This window comes from Streptomyces sp. NPDC046881 (assembly GCF_040645015.1).
Lineage (GTDB): Bacteria > Actinomycetota > Actinomycetes > Streptomycetales > Streptomycetaceae > Streptomyces.
In genome coordinates, this window is sequence record NZ_JBEYXJ010000019.1 from 56,937 (window position 1) to 73,226 (window position 16,290).

Below are 16,290 nucleotides of genomic sequence, written 5' to 3' on the forward strand. Positions count from 1 at the left end.
GATGAGCTTTCAGGTGAAACACCCGATTGGTGAAGGACTTCCGAGGGAGGCTCGCGTTCGCAGTGCGGCCGCGGTCTCCCTCTGGGCCGTGGCCCTGCTGGCCCTGCTGCCGGGGCTGATCCTCCAGACGGGTGGCCTGCGCCCGTCGCCGGCGCTCGCCCTGCAGGGCGTGGTGGTGGCGCACACCGGCGTGGCCCTCATCCGGGTGCTCACCGCGACGACGGTGCGGCTCGTCGCCCTCGGGTTCTGGGTCTTCGCCTACATCTGGCTCGGCCTCGCCCCCCTGGCCCAGCTCGCCACCGACACCTATCCCTGGGCCTACCGGACCGGCGAGGGGACCGCCCTCATGGCCGTGGCCGTCGTCGAACTCGGACTGCTCGCCCACAGCGCGGGGGCCGCCGTCGCCGCCCGCCGCGAGCGCACCCGCGCGGCCGGTCCAGCCTCCCTCGCGCTGGGACCGGTGGAACGGTTCCTGTCCCGCCGCCTCGCACCCTGGCGCCTGCTGTCACTGTGCGGCCTCGCCCTCGCCCTGGCCGTGCTGCTCATCCCCGGTCAACCCGGCGGTGTCGGGGCCTACTTCACGAGCCGTCAGGCGCTGCGTGAGGCAGGAGCCATGGACAGCTCGGACGGCGCCTTCCTGTCGTCGCTGCGCAACTGGTCCCTGTCCGTACCCGCCTTCTGGGCGCTGCTGGGCCTGCTGTGCGTACCGTGCGCGCCGGCTGGTGACCGTCTGCTGCGCGGCATCCGCCGGCTGCTGCTGCCGCTGCTCCTCGCGCTGAACGTCGTCGTCAACAACCCCGTCAGCAAACCGCGGTTCTGGGTCGGCACGGTCCTGCTGACCCTGCTGTTCAGCGTCCCGCGGCTGAGCCGACCCCGCGCCTTCCGCGTCATCGCGGCCACCCTCATGGCGACCGTGCTGTTGGTCTTCCCGTACAGCGACTACTTCCGCTACAGCGACCGGGAGCAGTTCACCGTCGTCTCCCTCTCCGCACAGTTCACCGCCAATGGCGACTACGACGCCTTCCAGCAGGTCCAGACCGGCGTCGACTACGCGCGGGACAGGGGATTCGCACCGCAGAACGTGCTGGGGCCCGTGCTGTTCCCGGTCCCGCGCTCGGTGTGGCCGGACAAACCGGGGGACACCGGCATCACCCTGGCTCAGTACGCGGGTTACGACTTCCTCAACCTCTCCGCCCCGTTGTGGATCGAGAGTTACCTGTGGGCCGGCCCGCCCGCCGTGGCCGCCGTGTTCTTCCTGCTCGGCGCGGCCGGACGCCGCATGGACGACGTGCGCCACCGGCTCCGCGGCCGGACAGGCACCCTCGCGGCCCTCCTGGTCCCGGCCTTCGCCTTCTACCAGATCGTCTTCCTGCGCGGCAGCCTGCTCGGAATCGTCGGCCCGCTGACCCTGCTGCTGGCCGTTCCGCTGCTCATCACCACCTCCGCCGCCCGCGCACCCCGGATCGTCCCGTCGGCGCTGCCGACCGCACCCACCCGTCCCGCACCGATCCCGACCACAGGAGGGCACCCGTGACCGGCCCCATCGACTTCCCCGACCGGTACGACGAACCGGACCAGCTGCGTGACCAACTACGCCGACTCCTGCGCCATCGGGCCGTCATCGCCCTGGGGATCGTGCTGGGACTGCTGGGCGGGGCCGCCCTGGCGTTCTCCCGCGCCCACACCTACATCTCCACCAGCGAAGTCCTCGTACGCTCCACCGCCGACCCCTTCGGCACGGTCAACGTGGCCGCCGACAACCAGGTCAGCATGGGCACCGAGCAGCAGGTCGCCGCCAGCGCCGCGGTCGCCATCCGTGCGGCCCGCCTGATGGGCCAGGCCGACAGCAGAGCGGCCGCGCTGGAGAGCGACCTGCGGATCACCAACCCGGCCAAGTCCCAGGTGCTGCGCTTCGAGTTCACCGCCCGCACCCCGCGGCGCGCGGCGCGCGGCGCCAACGCCTTCGCCGAGGCCTACCTGGCCGACCGCAAGGCCCGTAACGAAGCCGCCGTGCAGCGGGCCGGCCGCAGCGTGCAGCAGCAGATCACGACGGTGCAGGCCAAGAAGAAGGACGCGGACGAGGCCGACGACAAGGCCGTGCAGAGCGAACTGGACACCCTGCACAAGCGGATCGTCGAGATCAACTCCCGGGACACCGACGGAGGTGACATCGTCCGCCGCGGCGAGGCACCCAGAGGCCCCTCGGGACCCGGCTGGCAGGTCCTGCTCATGCTCGGGCTGGCGGGCGGACTCGGCCTCGGCATCCTGCTGGCCTGGCTGCGCTCCGCCCTCGACACCCGGGTCCGGTCGGCCGGCGAGGCCCGGGCCGCGCTGCGCACCCCGGTGCTGGCCCTGCTGCCCCCCGAGCCCGGTGAGGACACCCTGCTGCGGGTCGGGCACCTGGGCGGCGACCGCGCGGAGACGTACCGCGCCCTGGCCTACCGCCTGCGCACCGGCCTGCCCGCCGGCGCCGGCCGGGTCCTCGTCGTGGCCCCCCGGCGCGGCGCCGCCACCGAGGAGGTCGCCGTGAACCTGGCCGCGGCTCTCACCGAGTGCGGCGACGACGTGCTGCTGGTGGACGCCGACCCCGGCACGCCCGCCCTCACGACCCGGCTGCCCCTGCTGGCGGACGCCTCCCGCACGCCCGGGGACGCCGCTCTGCCCGACGGGAGCCGCCTCGTCGACGCCGGCACCGCCGGGCGCTTCGCGTGCTGCGCCACCGGTTCGCCGGCGGGCGGGTCCGCCGCCGTCCACCGGCTGCCGTCCGGACCCGACTCCCGTACCGCGGTCGTCGTCGCCCGGCCGCTCCTGGAGCACGCCGACGCACTGGCCCTCGCCCAGCGCGTCGACGGCGTCCTGCTCGTCGCCGGCCTCGGCACCACCCGGCGGGACGACCTCGAGCGGGTGCACGAGCTGATCGACTGCTCCGGCGGGACCCTCCTCGGTGCCGTACTCGACCCCGGCCGCCGGCGGGGGCGGCTGCGCGCCGCCCTGCGCCGCCGCTCCGGGCGCCGCCCGGAGGCGGAGGCCGCCACGCCGCTGGTGGAACTCCCCGCCCAGGACGAGACACTCACGGTCTCGCGCGGATGACCGCCCTGGAAGCGGCCGCCCCCGCCCCCGGGGCCGCCGCCCCGAGCAGCGTCGTCGCCGCCGCGCGGGGCGGCTGGTGGGGGGCGGCGGGTTCCGCGGCGAACGCCGTCTTCGCCTTCGTCTTCGTCGGCCTGATCACCCGCGCCCTCGGAGCGCAGGGGGCGGGATCGGTCTTCACGGGTGTGGCCGTGTTCACCATCCTCAGCAACACCTGCAAACTCGGCTCCGACACCGGGCTCGTCCGCTTCGTCGCGCGCGACATCGCCGTGGGCGGGGGCCGGTCGGTCGGCGGTCTGCTGCGCGTGGCCGTCGTACCCGCGGCCGTGGCCAGTACGGTGGCCGCCCTGCCCCTGCTGCTGTGCCCCGCGGTGGCCACCACGCTCCTGCCGCACCTGCGGCCGGCCGACGCCGTCACCCTGGTCCGGCTCTTCGGGCTGTTCCTGCCCGTCGCCACCGTCGGGCTGGTGCTGCTCGGCGCCAGCCAGGGCCACGGCACCGTAGTGGCCTTCGTGGGCGTGGAGCAGATCGGCAAACCCGTGCTGCGCGTGGCCATCGCCGTCCCGGTGGCCTGCTACGCGCCCGGCATGCTCCCCCTGGCGGCGGCCTGGCTGCTGCCCGCACTGGCCGGAACCGTGGCCGCGTGGCTGGCCCTGCGCCGCTGCCGCGCCGCCCGCGGCACCACGCACCCGGCCGCACACGGATCCGCCCCCTGGCGTGACTTCTGGAGCTTCGCGGCACCCCGCGCGATCTCGTCCCTCTTCGACTACAGCGCGGTCTGGGTCGGCGTCATCCTGCTGTCCGCGCTGGCCACCGGCGCCGAGGCGGGCGTCTACACCGCAATCGGCCGCGTCATCACCGCGGGCACCCTGCTGCAACTCGCCATCCGGCTCGCCGTGGCACCCCAGATCAGCCGGCTGCTCGCCGTCGACCAGCTCGCCGAGGCCCGTCACCTGCACCGCGTCTCGACCTGCTGGATCGTGCTCTTCTCCTGGCCGGTGTTCCTCCTCGTCGCCGGATTCCCCCGGACCGTGCTGTCGGTCTTCGGCCCGGAGTTCGTCCACGGGGCGCCCGCCCTGGTCGTGCTGTGCGGGGCGGCGATGGTCAACGTCGCGGTCGGCAACGCCCAGACCGTGCTCCTGATGTCCGGCAAGAGTTCCTGGCATCTCGTCATCACCGCCGTGGCGTTCACCGTGCAACTGACGGTGGGGGTGCTCACGGTGCCCCGGTGGGGTGTTCTCGGTGCCGCCGTGTCCTGGGGCGCGGCCATCGTCGTGGAGAACCTCTCGTCGGCCGTGCTCATCCGGCTGCGCCTCGGCTTCACGACCGTGGACGGGGGCTACCGGACCGCCCTCGGCGCCGGGCTGGCCGTCGCGACGGTGCTGGCCGCCGTCCGCTGGCTGTCAGGTGACACGCTGTCGGGACTCGCCGCCGGGATGACCTTGGGAATGTGTGTATTTGGTACTACTTTGTGGTGGTATCGCAGGCCGCTGGGAGTGAGTGAGCTGTTCGGAGTTCTGCGCCGACGCGCCGCATGAGCCCGGGCAAGGGCGTCGGCCCGAGTCCGGCAGGGCCCGTGTCATTCCCCGCGTGTCGCCCACACCACTGCCAACCGGGGTGTCCATTGCGCCTGAGAAATCTCCCGTCGAGGGCGGCCACCAGGGCTGTCGCCGCCACGCTCCTGTGCTCCGCCGCACTGCTGCGTCCCCTGCCCGCCGCGGCCGCCGGCGAGCCCAGGACGTCGTTCACCGCCGACGAGCTGACCACGTGGCAGACGAACGGCATCGTCTGGTCGCTGGCCTCCGCACACGGTGTCGTCTACGTCGGCGGCACCTTCGACTCGGTACGGCCGGCGGGCGCGAAGCCCGGCCACCGGGAGGTTCCGCGCCACAACTTCGCCGCGTTCGACGCGGTGACCGGCGCCCTGCTGCCGTGTGCGCCGACGTTCACCGGAGGTGAGGGGACCGTCCGTGCGCTCAAGGTGTCGCCCGACGGCCGGGTGCTGTACGTGGGCGGCTCGTTCAGTCATGTCGGGTCCACCGGTGTGGCCAGCGCCGTCGCCCTGAACACGGACCACTGCACCCTGCGCAAGGACTTCCGGCCGGCGGTGTCCGCGACCGTACGGGCGATCGACACCACGGGCCGGAAGGTCTACCTCGGCGGTGACTTCCACCAGGTCGACGGCCACAACAGGACACACGTCGCCGCCTTCACCCCCGAGGGCGAGCTGCTGCCGTTCCGGGCGGACGTCGACGCCCAGGTGCGCGCGCTGTCGGTGGTGCCTTCGCGCGGAAAGGTCTACGTCGGCGGGGACTTCGAGTCGGTCAACGGCCGGCGGGCCCACGCGCTGGTCGCCCTGGACGCAACCAGCGGCGCGACCGTGCGCTCGTACCCGAACTGGCTGCCGCCCCGGTCGGTGGTGAAGTCGATCGCCCACGACGGCACCCGCTTCTACGTGGCCGCCGAAGGCCACGGCGAGGGCATCTTCGACGGCCGTATCGCCGGCCGTCTCGACGACGACCGCATGGTGTGGAAGGACACCTGCTTCGGCGCCACCCAGGCGGTCCTGCCCTACAACGGCGTCCTCTACAGCGCCTCGCACGCACACGACTGCAGTGAGACACCGGGCGGGTTCCCGGAGCGGCACGACCGGCAGCACCTGCTGGCCCAGTCGCCCGGTGACCGCAGGATCCTGCACTGGTTCCCCGACACCGACGAAGGGACGGGGGAGCAGGTCGGGCCCCGGGCGCTGACGGTCGCCCGCGGCATCCTCTGGGTGGGCGGCGAGTTCACCCGGGTCAACGGCACACCCCAGCAGGGCCTCACCCGCTTCGGGGCCGGCCCCGACACCGGGGCGCCGCAGGTTCCCGCCCTCGCGCTGTCCACCGCGACCCCCGGGCACGTCACCCTGCGCTGGCGGGCCTCCTGGGACCGGGACGACGCCTCACTCACCTACCGCCTCTACCGGGACGGCAGACTGGTCTCCCGGCAGCACCAGTCGTCCACCTACTGGGACCGCCCGTGGATGAGCTACACCGACTCCGTCGACGCGGGCACCCGTCACCAGTACCGGCTCACGGTGACGGACGGGGTGAACGCCTCGCCGCCGTCCACGCCGCTGCGGGTGGCCGTGCCCCCGAAGGCCACGGCCGGCACGGCGGGGGGCGGGGCGAAGTGACCCGCATCGGGTTCGCGCCCGGCGTCTACGACCTGTTCCACGTCGGGCACCTCAACATCCTGCGCGAGGCACGCCGGCACTGCGACCACCTCGTCGCGGGAGTCACCACGGACGACCTGGTCGTGCGTCTCAAGGGCAGACGGCCGGTCGTCCCGCTCGCCGAGCGCCTGGAGATCGTCGGCAGCCTGCGCTGCGTGGACGTCGCCGTCGTCGAGTCGGAGGAAGACAAGCTGCGGACGTGGAAGCGGATCGGCTTCCACGTCATCTTCAAGGGCGACGACTGGCAGGGCACGCCCAAGTGGATCGATCTGGAGCGGCGTTTCGCGGAGGTCGGCGTGGACGTCGTCTACTTCCCCTACACCATGCACACCTCCAGCACACTGCTGCGCGGTGCGCTGGAGCTGCTCTCCCGGCGCGAGCAGCCGGCGGGGACGCCCTCAGCGCAGCTCCCTGTACCACTTGACCAGGAAGGCGGCCATGAACAGGAGGTGGGCCAGCAGCAGCGTGCCATAGACGGAAAGGAAGACGTGCTGACTGCCCAGGAATAGGAAGCCGACGCAGGTCACGCCGTAGTCGACGGGCAGCAGCAGCACGGACCGCAGCGCCGACGCCGACCCCGCCGGGACCGCCGTCCGCCGCTTGAGCTGTTCCGTCAGGATGCCGGCGAAGAAGATCACCACGGTGGCCAGTTCGAACAGCAGCGGTGCCAGCAGCCAGGCCGGGCTCGGCAGCGAGAAGAACCGGTAGAACGACACCAGCACGACCAGGTGCACCGTGACGAGCTTGAAGCAGTCCAGCACATGGTCCAGCCACTCGCCGGACGGACTTCCCGAGCGCTGCGCACGCGCGAGCTGACCGTCCGCCGCGTCGAAGGCGAACCCCACGGCCAGGGCCGCACAGACGCACACCGACAGCCCCGGGCCGGGCCGCACCAGGGCGACGGCGGCCAGGGCCGGGAAGGTGAACAGGGCGCCCAGCACGGTCAGCTGATTGGGGGTCGCCCCGAGGCGGTAGGCCAGCGCGGCCAGGACACGGCCGGCCGGGCGGTTGACGAGCAGGGTGTACGCCGGCACCCCGCTCGCGGGCTTCTGTGCCGCCGTCATATGCCTGAGCGTTTCGATGAACCCGCCCATACCCCTCCTTAAAGAGGAAAGTTTCGGAATGCGCTGATAAGAGATAAAAGACCTGGAAGAAGGAGATTATGTCAGAGTGGGGTGGATCGGTGTCCGGTGTCAGCCGTCGGCTTCTTCTGCGTGGCGGCGCCTCGGCGCTGGCCGCGACGGCCCTGTCCACCCGTGGCGCGTCCGCTGTCCCGCGTTCCTCGGACAAGCCGGAGACCGTGGTCAACGTGGCCGACCTGGGAGCGGTGGGCGACGGGCGGACCGACGACAGCGGAGCCTTCGAGATCGCCTACGCGTTCGCCGCCGCCCGCGTCTCCGGCGGGGTCGGCCGCGTGGTGGTCGAGATTCCCGCGGGCGAGTTCCTCATCACCCGTCCGCTCGCGCTGCTGAACGGGGCGGCCCCGCCGCGGCCCGCGAGCGGCCTGCGGTTCTCCGGCGCGGGCAAGCGCATGACCAGCCTCGTCTTCCGTCCCGGCACCGGCCCGGGCTCCTATCTGTGCCGGAACCGGGACGTGTGGTCGAACCTCTCCTTCGAACGCATGCAGTTCCGCTCGTCCACGCCGGGCGCCTCCTTCTTCGACTCGTACTCGACCGGGCAGGCGCAGGACTACCGGTTCTCGGAGTGCGAGTGGACGGGGGAGTGGGAGTACGGGCTCGTCCTGAGCGGCACGGACACCAACTCGGAGATGCGGTGGGAGGCGTGCCGGATCGCCGGCCGGTACCGCAGGGCGTTCCTGTACTCGGGACTGACCCGGGAGGGGCAGCAGGAGCCGAACGACCAGGACCAGTTCCTCAACTACTGGTTCACCGACATGAAGGTCGAATACGAGTGGGGCAACTTCCTGGAGTTCCCCTACGGCGGTTCCATCGCGTGCCGGGGCGGCTCGTACATCATCACGGACAGGCGTCCGCAGAGCACCCCGGAATACGGCACCACCAGCACGTTCTTCCGCTTCCCCGTGAGCCGGCACCACGACTCCGTACAGCGGTTCCACGCCCAGGACATCCGGTTCGAGGTGCGCAACCCCGACGTGGTCGTCATCGACTGCGTGTGGAACAGCGGCACCGTCCACTTCAGCGACTGTGACGACACCGGTCTCGCCTTCAAGGACTTCTCCGCCGAAGTCCGCCCGCACCGCTACACGGTGGGCCCGCGCGGACCGCTGATCCGCTACGACTCCTGCCAGCTGGTGGGCCGCCACCTGTACCGGCCGGCCCCGGCGACCGCCCTCCCGGTCGTCGCCCGCTACGACATGTGCATGCTCCGCAGTCACACGGCACACGACTTCGCGGTCGCCGACGGCACGGGCCCGGTCCCCTTCGTCCAGTTCGTGGACTGCGTCGACGCCGGCGACACGAGCGACGCGCCGGGGCCGGACTCGCCCGCCACCCCGCCCCCGCCCCCGTGCCTCACGCCGAGCCCGGACCCGAGCCGCACCCCGACCACGACCACGACCCCCGAGCCGTCCACCGCGACGACCCCCGAGCCGTCCCCCGCCACGCCCCCCGAGCCGACGCCCGCCACCGCACCCGAGCCGACCCCGGCCACGACACCCGCCACGACGCCCGAACCCGCCCCCGCGACGACGCCCGGGGCCACGGACGCCCCGACGCCCCGTCACGCCGGCCGGGCCGACTGCGCCTCCCCGCTGCAGAAGCCGCCCTGACGCGGCCTGCTCCGCGCGCGTCCTCCCGTACCACGGCCGGGTCACTCGTCGGAGGGACTTCTCCGGGCCGGTGCACCGGAGCCGGGCGGCTTGGCCCGCAATCTCACTGACATACGCCGTCCCGCCGCCGGGAAAACAGTCCGTCAGCAGGATGGACCGATCCCGGTGGCCAATGTTTCAGGGGGCGCCTGATACTCCAGAAAGGAGTCATTGCCACGCTTCGGCCCACGTCCTTTTCCACCGGGCCCACGACGATGCGGCGCAGCAATGAGACCCCCCTCGTACCGCAGTCGGCCGCGTCGTCTCCGTCGGACAACACGCGGCCGCGCCACGACAGGAAAGGCATCAGGATGTCACGCTTGGCGCATGCGGCGCTGCATCGGGTCCGCCCGGGCATGGCCGCCCTCACCGCTGTCGCCGCCGTCATGACCGTCGGCGTGTCGGGTCCGCCCGCGACGGCCGCGGCACCGCCCGTCGTCCCCCGTGCGGGTGGTGCACCGTCAGGGATCAGCACGCTTGCGAACAAGTTGACGACACCCTGGGGGATTTCGTTCCTCCGGGGCCGCAAGGCGGCGCTGGTGACGGAACGCGACACCGGCGAGGTCTGGAAGATCTCCCTGGACGGCAGCAAGAAGAAGGTCGGCTCGGTGCCGAACGCGGTGTGGCACCAGGAGACACAGGACAAGGGCGGCCTGCTGGGTGTCGCCGTGTCACCGACCTGGAACGGGACGACCGACCAGGACGTGTTCTTCATGGAGACCACGACCAAGGACAACCGCGTGGTCAGGATGCGCTTCAACGGCACCGCACTGAGCGGTTACACCCCCATCCTGACCGGAATCGTCCGGGACACCCAGCACAACGGCGGGCAGATCGCCTTCGGGCCCGATGGATATCTGTACGTCACCACAGGAGACGCCCAGAAGAGCAAACTCGCGCAGGACAAGAAGTCCCTCAACGGAAAGATCCTGCGCATCACCAGGTCCGGCGCCGCGGCACCGGGGAACCCGTTCGGAACACGCGTCTACAGCTATGGCCACCGCAATCCGCAAGGACTGGCCTGGGACCGCGCCGGGCGGTTGTGGGAGACCGAGATCGGCGCGGAGGCCTGGGACGAACTCAACCTCGTCAAGCCGGGGCGGAACTACGGCTGGCCGACCTGCGAGGGCTCCTGCTCCGCCTCGGGAATGACGAATCCGAAGATGGTCTGGAAGCCCGACGAGGGAGGCGTGCCCGCCCAGATCGCGATCGTCGACAACGTCGTCTACGCCTCCGCGCTGAGCGGTCGCCGGCTGTGGCGGATTCCGATCGACGCGTCCGGCCAGAGCGTCGGCCGCGCGACGGCCTACTACAACGGCGCCTACGGCCGGCTGCGGGCGCTGGCCAAGGTCCCAGGAGCCGACCAGCTCTGGCTGGGCACGAGCGACCGCGGCGTCGACAAGGACCTCCTCCTCAAAGTGACCATCAAGTAGAAGCCCCCTCCCGCACCGGGAGGTGAACACCCCTTGCCGAAAGGAAGGTACGCACCATGAACGAAGCCGTCGAGCAGGTCGAGCAGACCGCCCGGACCACCGCCGAGGAGACCGCCCCGACCACCTGGCAGACCCCGGGGTACGCGATCGTCGACACCGCGCTCGAGGTCACCGCCTACTCCCTCAGCATCCGCTGACCCCGCCGTGCTGCTGCAGGTGCTAGGCACCGCGGCCGGCGGCGGCGTCCCCCAGTGGAACTGCGCGTGCCCCGGGTGCTCCGGGGCACGCGCCCATCCCGGGCGGCGCCGCATGCACGCCTCGCTGGCCGTCCGTGCCGACGAGGGCCGCTGGTACCTCGTCAACGCCACCCCCGACATCGGCGACCAGATCGAGGCCCACCCGGCCCTCCACCCCGGGCCCGGGCCCCGGCAGACACCGGTCGCCGGAGTCGTCCTCACCGACGCCGAACTCGACCACACCCTGGGCATCTGGCGGCTGCGCGAGGCGGAGGCCCTGGAGATCCTCGCCACCGCCCCGGTCCGCCAAGCCGTCGACGGCCGGCTGGGCCTCGGCGCGGTGCTCGGCCCGTACACCACCCTGACCTGGCGGGAGCTGGAGCGCCGCGGGACGCAGCCGCTCGGCGCGGACGCGGGCGGCCCGGCCGGATCCGGCCTGCGGATCAGCGCGGTGCCCGTCTCCGGCAAGCGGCCACGCTACGCCGCCGACGAACCCGAGGACGACGCGTGGGTCGTCGCGCTGCGCCTGTACGAACCGGCCACCGGCCGGACCGTCCTGTACGCCCCGGCCGTCGCCGCCTGGTCGGACGCGCTCCACCGAGCCGCCGCCGAGGCCGACTGCGTCATCGTCGACGGCACCTTCTGGGACGAGGAGGAGCCCCGCCGCACCGGCATCTCCTCCCGCACCGCCACGGGCATGGGCCATCTGCCCATCGACGGACCGGACGGTACCGCCGGCATCCTCGCCACGCTGTCCGCCCGCTGCCTCTACACCCACCTCAACAACACGAATCCTCTCGTCGACCCCGCCGCGCCGGAGCACAAGCGGCTCGCCCGGCTGGGCGTCGAGGTGGCCGACGACGGAATGGTGATCGAGCTGTGACCACGACACTCGCCCCGCCGGCGAAGCCCTGGAGCCCCGCCGAGTTCGAGGACCGCCTGCGCTCGGTGGGTCAGGACCGGTACCACGACCGCCACCCCTTCAACCTCCGTATGCACCAGGGCGACCTCACCCCGGACGAGGTGCGCTGCTGGATCACCAACCGCTTCCACTACCAGCGCCACATCCCGGTCAAGGACGCGCTGATCATCGCGAAGCTGGACTCCTCGCGGCTGCGCCGCATGTGGCTGCGGCGGATCGAGGACCACGACGGACGCGCCGAGGGCGAGGGCGGCATCGAGCGCTGGCTGCGGCTGGGCGAGGCGGCCGGCCTGGACCGCCGGACCCTGCTGTCGGGCGAGACCGTCCTGCCGGGCGTCCGGCTGGCGGTGGAGGGGTACGTCAACTTCTGCCGCCTGCGCTCGCCCCTGGAGGCCGTCGCCGCCTCGCTCACCGAGCTGACCGCCCCCGAACTGATGCGCCGGCGCATCGAGGCGTTCGAGCGCCACTACGCCTGGATCGCGCCGGACGGACTCGCCTACTTCCGCGCCCGCGTCGACCAGGGCCGGCGCGACAGCGCCGAGGCGCTGGACCTCGTACTGCAGTGGGCCTGCACCCGCGAGGAGCAGGAGAGGGCCGTGGCCGCGCTGTCCTACAAGTGCGACGTGCTGTGGACCCTGCTCGACGCCGTACAGCTGCACGGCGCGCGGGAGCGGGTGTGATCCCGCAGCCGGCGGACCGGTGGTGCCCGGCGCTCGCCCCCGCGCTGATGCTGCGGCACGACCCCGTGCGCGGCACGGACCTGCTGGTCCTGCCGGAACGCGTGGTCGTCCTCAAGGGGCACGGCGGCACGGTGGTCGGGCTGTGCGACGGCACCCGCACCGTGCAGGGCATCGTCGGCGAGCTGGCCGAGCGCTTCCCCGGCGCGCCGGTCGCCACCACCGTCCCCGCCTTCCTCGACAGTCTGCGGCAGGAGGGCTGGCTGAAGTGACCACCCCCGTGAACCCCGGGCCCGCAGGAAGGACCGCGCCTCCGTGGGCCCTGCTCGCCGAACTCACCCACGCCTGCCCGCTGCACTGCCCGTACTGCTCCAACCCGCTGGAACTGGCACGCCGTTCCAGCGAGTTGAGCACCAACGAGTGGGCGGACGTACTGCGTCAGGCCGGTGAGCTGGGCGTCGTACACACCCACCTCTCCGGCGGTGAGCCCCTGCTGCGCCCCGACCTCGAGCAGATCGTCGCCGCCGCCGAGACCGCCGGGATCTACACCCAGCTGGTCACGAGCGGCACCGGCCTGGACGTGGCCCGGCTGGCCGCGCTCACCGAGGCGGGGCTGCGCAGCGTCCAGCTGTCCGTCCAGCACGCCGACCCGCGGGCCAATGACCGGATCGCCGGACGCCCGTCCTCCTTCGCCGCGAAGGAGCGGGCGGCGGCGCTCGTCCGCGGAGCCGGGCTGCCGCTCGGCCTGAACGTCGTGCTGCACCGCGACAACCTCGACGCCGTCGACGCGCTCATCGAGCTGGGCGTGGCGTGGGGTGCGGACCGTGTCGAGCTGGCCAACACGCAGTTCTACGGCTGGGGCCTGCTCAACCGGGCCGCGTTGCTGCCCACCCGGGACCAACTGGCCCGCGCCCGGGAGACGGTGGAGCGCCGGCGGGAGCAACTCGCGGGCCGGATCGACCTGGTGTGGGTCGTCCCCGACTACTTCGACGGCGTGGCCAAGCCCTGTATGGGCGGCTGGGGCGCGGTTTCGCTCACCGTCGCCCCGGACGGAACCGTCCTGCCGTGCCCGGCGGCCGCCTCCCTGCCGGACCTGGACCCGCCCACCGTCCGTGACCGTCCGCTCGCCTGGATCTGGGAGCACTCCGCGGCCTTCAACCGCTTCCGCGGCACCGACTGGATGACGGGGCCGTGCGGCGGCTGCCCCCGCCGGGAGGAGGACTTCGGCGGCTGCCGCTGCCAGGCGTTCGCCCTCACCGGCGACGCCGCCCGCACGGATCCGGCGTGCGCGCTCTCCCCGGACCACCACCTGGTCCGCGAACCGGCCGACGCCGGCCGGCCCGAACCGCCGCCGTACGTCTACCGCCGCCCCGGGGCGGTACCGGCACCGGCCCCCACCGCCCTCACGACGGACGGCTGACCCGGCCCGATCGGGTGCCCGGGCGGGGACACGGGCCCTAGAGCCGTGCCGCCCGGGCCGGTGCCGGGTGTGGGTCGCGGAAGGTGAAGGCCTGCGGTCCCGGGCCGTGTCGGCGGAGCATCGCGACCCGCTCCATCGCCTCGGCGACGGTCGGGCGGTGGCCGGCCGGGATCCACCACATGGCCTGGTGCGCCTCGGCCGAGCGGCGGAACCACTCCCGGCGGCGGCTCAGCACGCGCAGGTGATCGCTGTGGTACGTGAAGTTCCGCAGGGCTTCGACCGATTCCCAGACCGAGCAGTTGATCAGCAGCAGCGCGTCGTCCCCGTCGGGGCGGATGCCGGTCGCGTCCGCGCCGTCGTCGTCGACCAGGCGCCAGACGAATCCGGGGCTGCGGTCGGCCAGTGCGTTGATCTCCGGCTGCAGGGCGACGAAGTCGGCCAACTCGGGGCTGTCCAGCGGGGCGACGATACGGCCGATGTTGACCTGCGCCAAGTGATGCTCAGTCATGGGGCAAGCATGGCCTGCCCCCCCTTCTATAGTCAATCAGTTTTGTTTTTAGAGAGGGAGATGCAACAGCCGCCGGGGCACGGGTCCATGGCCGCAGACCACGGCGCGGGCACCAGGCCCTCGATGAGGGCCAGGTTCATTCCGCAGATCAGGGCGGGGAACTCCGTCGCCAGCGCGTGGAAGGGGCAGTTGCGCAGCCGCAGCGTCTCCCCGTCCCAGAACGGCTCGTAGCCGCGGGCCCGCAGCGCCGCCACCACGTCGTCGGCACGCGCATCCGGCTGTGCCGCGCCCGCCGCCCGCGCCGCGGCCTGCAGTTCCCGGTCCAGCCCGGCGTTCTCCACCACCTCGGCCAGCAGCCGGCCGGCGTCGTCGTACGACCGCGGCGGCACGGAGACGGCATGCTCCCCCTCGGCGCGCCGGTAGACCTTCGCCGGCCGGCCCGCCCCGGGGCCGGTGCGCCCGGACAGCCGCCGGAACGACACGGCCAGCAACCCGGCCTCGACCAGCTTGTCCAGGTGGAAGGCGGCCAGCGACCGGGAGATCCCGGCCGCCTCCGCGGCCGCGTCGCGGCCCACCTCCTCCGGCGCGGCGGCGACATGGCGGTAGAGCCTGCGGCGCACGGGGTCGCTCAGCGTCCCCAGCACATCGAACGTGGAGTCTTCGTCGGTCACGGACCGACTCTATGACCAACGGGAATGCGAGAAACACGACCGAGGGGAGGGGGTGTGTCAGGCGCGGCCGTGGGCCTCCTGCGAGCGGCGTGCCAGGGAGTCGATGACCACCGCGGCGAACAGCACCCCGCCCGTGATCACCAGCTGGACGGCCGTAGGGGTGTCGGTGAGTGCCATGCCCGACGCGATCGACTGGATGACCAGCATGCCGAGCACCGCGGACCAGGTGGTGCCGCGGCCTCCGAACAGACTGGTGCCGCCGATGACGGCCGCCGCGACGGCGTTGAGCAGCAGGACGCCCGAACCCGAGCCCTGGCTCACCGAGGTGATGCGCGAGGCCATGAACAGGCCGCCGACCGCGGCCATGGTGCCGGAGACCGCGAGCACCGCCGTCTGCACCCGGGTCACGCGCAGACTGGCGCGGCGGGCCGCCTCGACGTTACCGCCGAGGGCGTAGACCTGCCGTCCGTAGTGCGTGCGCCGCAGCAGGATGTCCAGGCCGGCCACCACCACGAGGAAGATCAGCAGGGCGAGCGGCAGCCCCTGGAACCGGTTCAGCACGTACGCCGCGGCGAAGGCGATCACCGCGAGTCCCGCCGTACGCGCCGCGATGCCCCGCAGCGAGCGGTGCGGCATGCCGGCGGCCTTGCGGCGCCGCCTGTCCAGGCAGGACGAGAGGAAGACCATGCCCGTGCCGAGGGCCGCCAGGCCGTACGCGGCAGCGGGGTCGGTGAAGTAGGTGCTGGTCAGCTTGGCGACGAGCCCGTTCTCGTCGAGGTTGACGGTGCCGCTCGTGCCGAGGACGGAGAGCATGACGCCGTTCCAGGTGAGCAGCCCGGCGAGGGTGACGACGAACGCCGGCACCCGGGTCCTGGCGAAGGAGAACCCCTGGACGGCTCCCGCCGCGGTGCCCGCGAGGATGCCCGTGACGAGGGCGAGCCACTCCGGAACGCCGTGTTTCACGTTCAGCACGGCGAAGACCGCCGCCGCGAGGCCGCTGATCGAGCCCACCGACAGGTCGAGCTCACCGAGCAGCAGGACGAAGACGATGCCGACCGCGATCAGGCCCGTACCCACGATGTCCACGCTCAGGTTGGACAGGTTGCGGGGGGAGAGGAAGTTCGCGTTGAGGGACTGGAAGACGATCCAGACCACGGCGAGGACGAGGACCACGGGCAGCGAGCCGGGTTCGCCGGCGCGGAGCCTGTCCCGGACGACGGCGGCCGACCGCTCCACGGCACGGGCGACGGCCCGCGTGGCGCGCGGCCGGCGGCTGTCCGCGGTGGGCGCGGCGGGTTCGGCTCGCGTGTTGTCCGCCATGTCGTGCATCC

Annotated in this window: 15 protein-coding genes and 1 pseudogene; 12 read left to right on the forward strand and 4 right to left on the reverse strand. The window is 72.5% G+C overall.

All coding sequences use genetic code 11. The features are described 5' to 3' along the window. Window positions 1–88: 88 nt before the first annotated feature. From ABZ923_RS12465 to ABZ923_RS12485, 5 genes and pseudogenes are all read left to right on the forward strand, one after another. On the forward strand, window positions 89–1,534 hold the full coding sequence (locus ABZ923_RS12465; protein WP_361470184.1) for a hypothetical protein: 1,446 nt from the start codon (window positions 89–91) through the stop codon (window positions 1,532–1,534). Beyond that, entirely contained in the window at window positions 1,531–3,090 is a 1,560-nt protein-coding gene (locus tag ABZ923_RS12470; RefSeq protein WP_361470186.1) for a hypothetical protein, read from the forward strand. The genes ABZ923_RS12465 and ABZ923_RS12470 overlap by 4 nt, the downstream gene beginning before the upstream one ends. Next, window positions 3,087–4,625, forward strand: coding sequence for an oligosaccharide flippase family protein (locus ABZ923_RS12475; protein ID WP_361470188.1), 1,539 nt, complete (start codon window positions 3,087–3,089; stop codon window positions 4,623–4,625). The genes ABZ923_RS12470 and ABZ923_RS12475 overlap by 4 nt, the downstream gene beginning before the upstream one ends. Window positions 4,626–4,711: 86 nt before the next feature. Continuing rightward, entirely contained in the window at window positions 4,712–6,265 is a 1,554-nt protein-coding gene (locus ABZ923_RS12480) for a fibronectin type III domain-containing protein (protein WP_361470190.1), read from the forward strand. Continuing rightward, window positions 6,262–6,672 (forward strand): annotated as a pseudogene (locus ABZ923_RS12485) (adenylyltransferase/cytidyltransferase family protein); the annotation flags it as partial. The gene ABZ923_RS12480 and the pseudogene ABZ923_RS12485, both read left to right, overlap by 4 nt. Before the next feature lie 30 nt (window positions 6,673–6,702). Here ABZ923_RS12485 and ABZ923_RS12490 read toward each other — a convergent pair. After that, entirely contained in the window at window positions 6,703–7,398 is a 696-nt protein-coding gene (locus ABZ923_RS12490; RefSeq protein WP_361470192.1) for a CDP-alcohol phosphatidyltransferase family protein, read from the reverse strand. An 89-nt stretch (window positions 7,399–7,487) separates the two neighbouring features. Between ABZ923_RS12490 and ABZ923_RS12495 the strand changes: the two genes are divergently transcribed. The 7 genes from ABZ923_RS12495 (at window position 7,488) to pqqE (ending at window position 13,780) form a co-directional block, all read left to right on the forward strand. Further along, entirely contained in the window at window positions 7,488–9,053 is a 1,566-nt protein-coding gene (locus ABZ923_RS12495) for a glycosyl hydrolase family 28-related protein (protein WP_361470193.1), read from the forward strand. 425 nt (window positions 9,054–9,478) lie between these two features. Then, entirely contained in the window at window positions 9,479–10,525 is a 1,047-nt protein-coding gene (locus ABZ923_RS12500; RefSeq protein ID WP_361470248.1) for a PQQ-dependent sugar dehydrogenase, read from the forward strand. Between the two features lie 56 nt (window positions 10,526–10,581). Then, a complete protein-coding gene (gene pqqA / locus ABZ923_RS12505) occupies window positions 10,582–10,722 on the forward strand; it encodes a pyrroloquinoline quinone precursor peptide PqqA (protein ID WP_361470194.1) in 141 nt (46 codons plus the stop codon). Window positions 10,723–10,729: 7 nt separating this feature from the next. After that, the gene (pqqB, locus tag ABZ923_RS12510) at window positions 10,730–11,644 is read left to right on the forward strand and encodes a pyrroloquinoline quinone biosynthesis protein PqqB (protein ID WP_361470195.1); all 915 of its coding nucleotides are present in this window, start codon (window positions 10,730–10,732) and stop codon (window positions 11,642–11,644) included. Then, window positions 11,641–12,363 (forward strand): pyrroloquinoline-quinone synthase PqqC, encoded by a 723-nt coding sequence (gene pqqC / locus ABZ923_RS12515; RefSeq protein ID WP_361470196.1) that lies wholly within the window; start codon window positions 11,641–11,643, stop codon window positions 12,361–12,363. Before pqqB ends, pqqC begins: the two co-directional genes overlap by 4 nt. Beyond that, window positions 12,360–12,632 carry a pyrroloquinoline quinone biosynthesis peptide chaperone PqqD gene (gene pqqD / locus ABZ923_RS12520; RefSeq protein ID WP_361470197.1) on the forward strand — a complete coding sequence of 91 codons (273 nt, stop codon included), beginning with the start codon at window positions 12,360–12,362 and terminating at the stop codon, window positions 12,630–12,632. Before pqqC ends, pqqD begins: the two co-directional genes overlap by 4 nt. Then, window positions 12,629–13,780 (forward strand): pyrroloquinoline quinone biosynthesis protein PqqE, encoded by a 1,152-nt coding sequence (gene pqqE, locus ABZ923_RS12525; RefSeq protein ID WP_361470199.1) that lies wholly within the window; start codon window positions 12,629–12,631, stop codon window positions 13,778–13,780. The genes pqqD and pqqE overlap by 4 nt, the downstream gene beginning before the upstream one ends. Window positions 13,781–13,817: 37 nt before the next feature. On the opposite strand, the gene ABZ923_RS12530 is transcribed toward pqqE, so the two are convergent. Genes ABZ923_RS12530 through ABZ923_RS12540 form a run of 3 tightly spaced genes read right to left on the reverse strand, consistent with a single transcriptional unit; the run spans window position 13,818 to window position 16,288 of the window. After that, window positions 13,818–14,288, reverse strand: a complete 471-nt coding sequence (locus ABZ923_RS12530) for a DUF3291 domain-containing protein (protein WP_361470201.1) — start codon at window positions 14,286–14,288, stop codon at window positions 13,818–13,820. 32 nt (window positions 14,289–14,320) lie between these two features. Further along, the gene (locus tag ABZ923_RS12535; RefSeq protein WP_361470203.1) at window positions 14,321–14,959 is read right to left on the reverse strand and encodes a helix-turn-helix domain-containing protein; all 639 of its coding nucleotides are present in this window, start codon (window positions 14,957–14,959) and stop codon (window positions 14,321–14,323) included. Between the two features lie 57 nt (window positions 14,960–15,016). After that, window positions 15,017–16,288, reverse strand: coding sequence for a sugar ABC transporter permease (locus ABZ923_RS12540; RefSeq protein WP_361470205.1), 1,272 nt, complete (start codon window positions 16,286–16,288; stop codon window positions 15,017–15,019). Window positions 16,289–16,290: the final 2 nt, after the last annotated feature.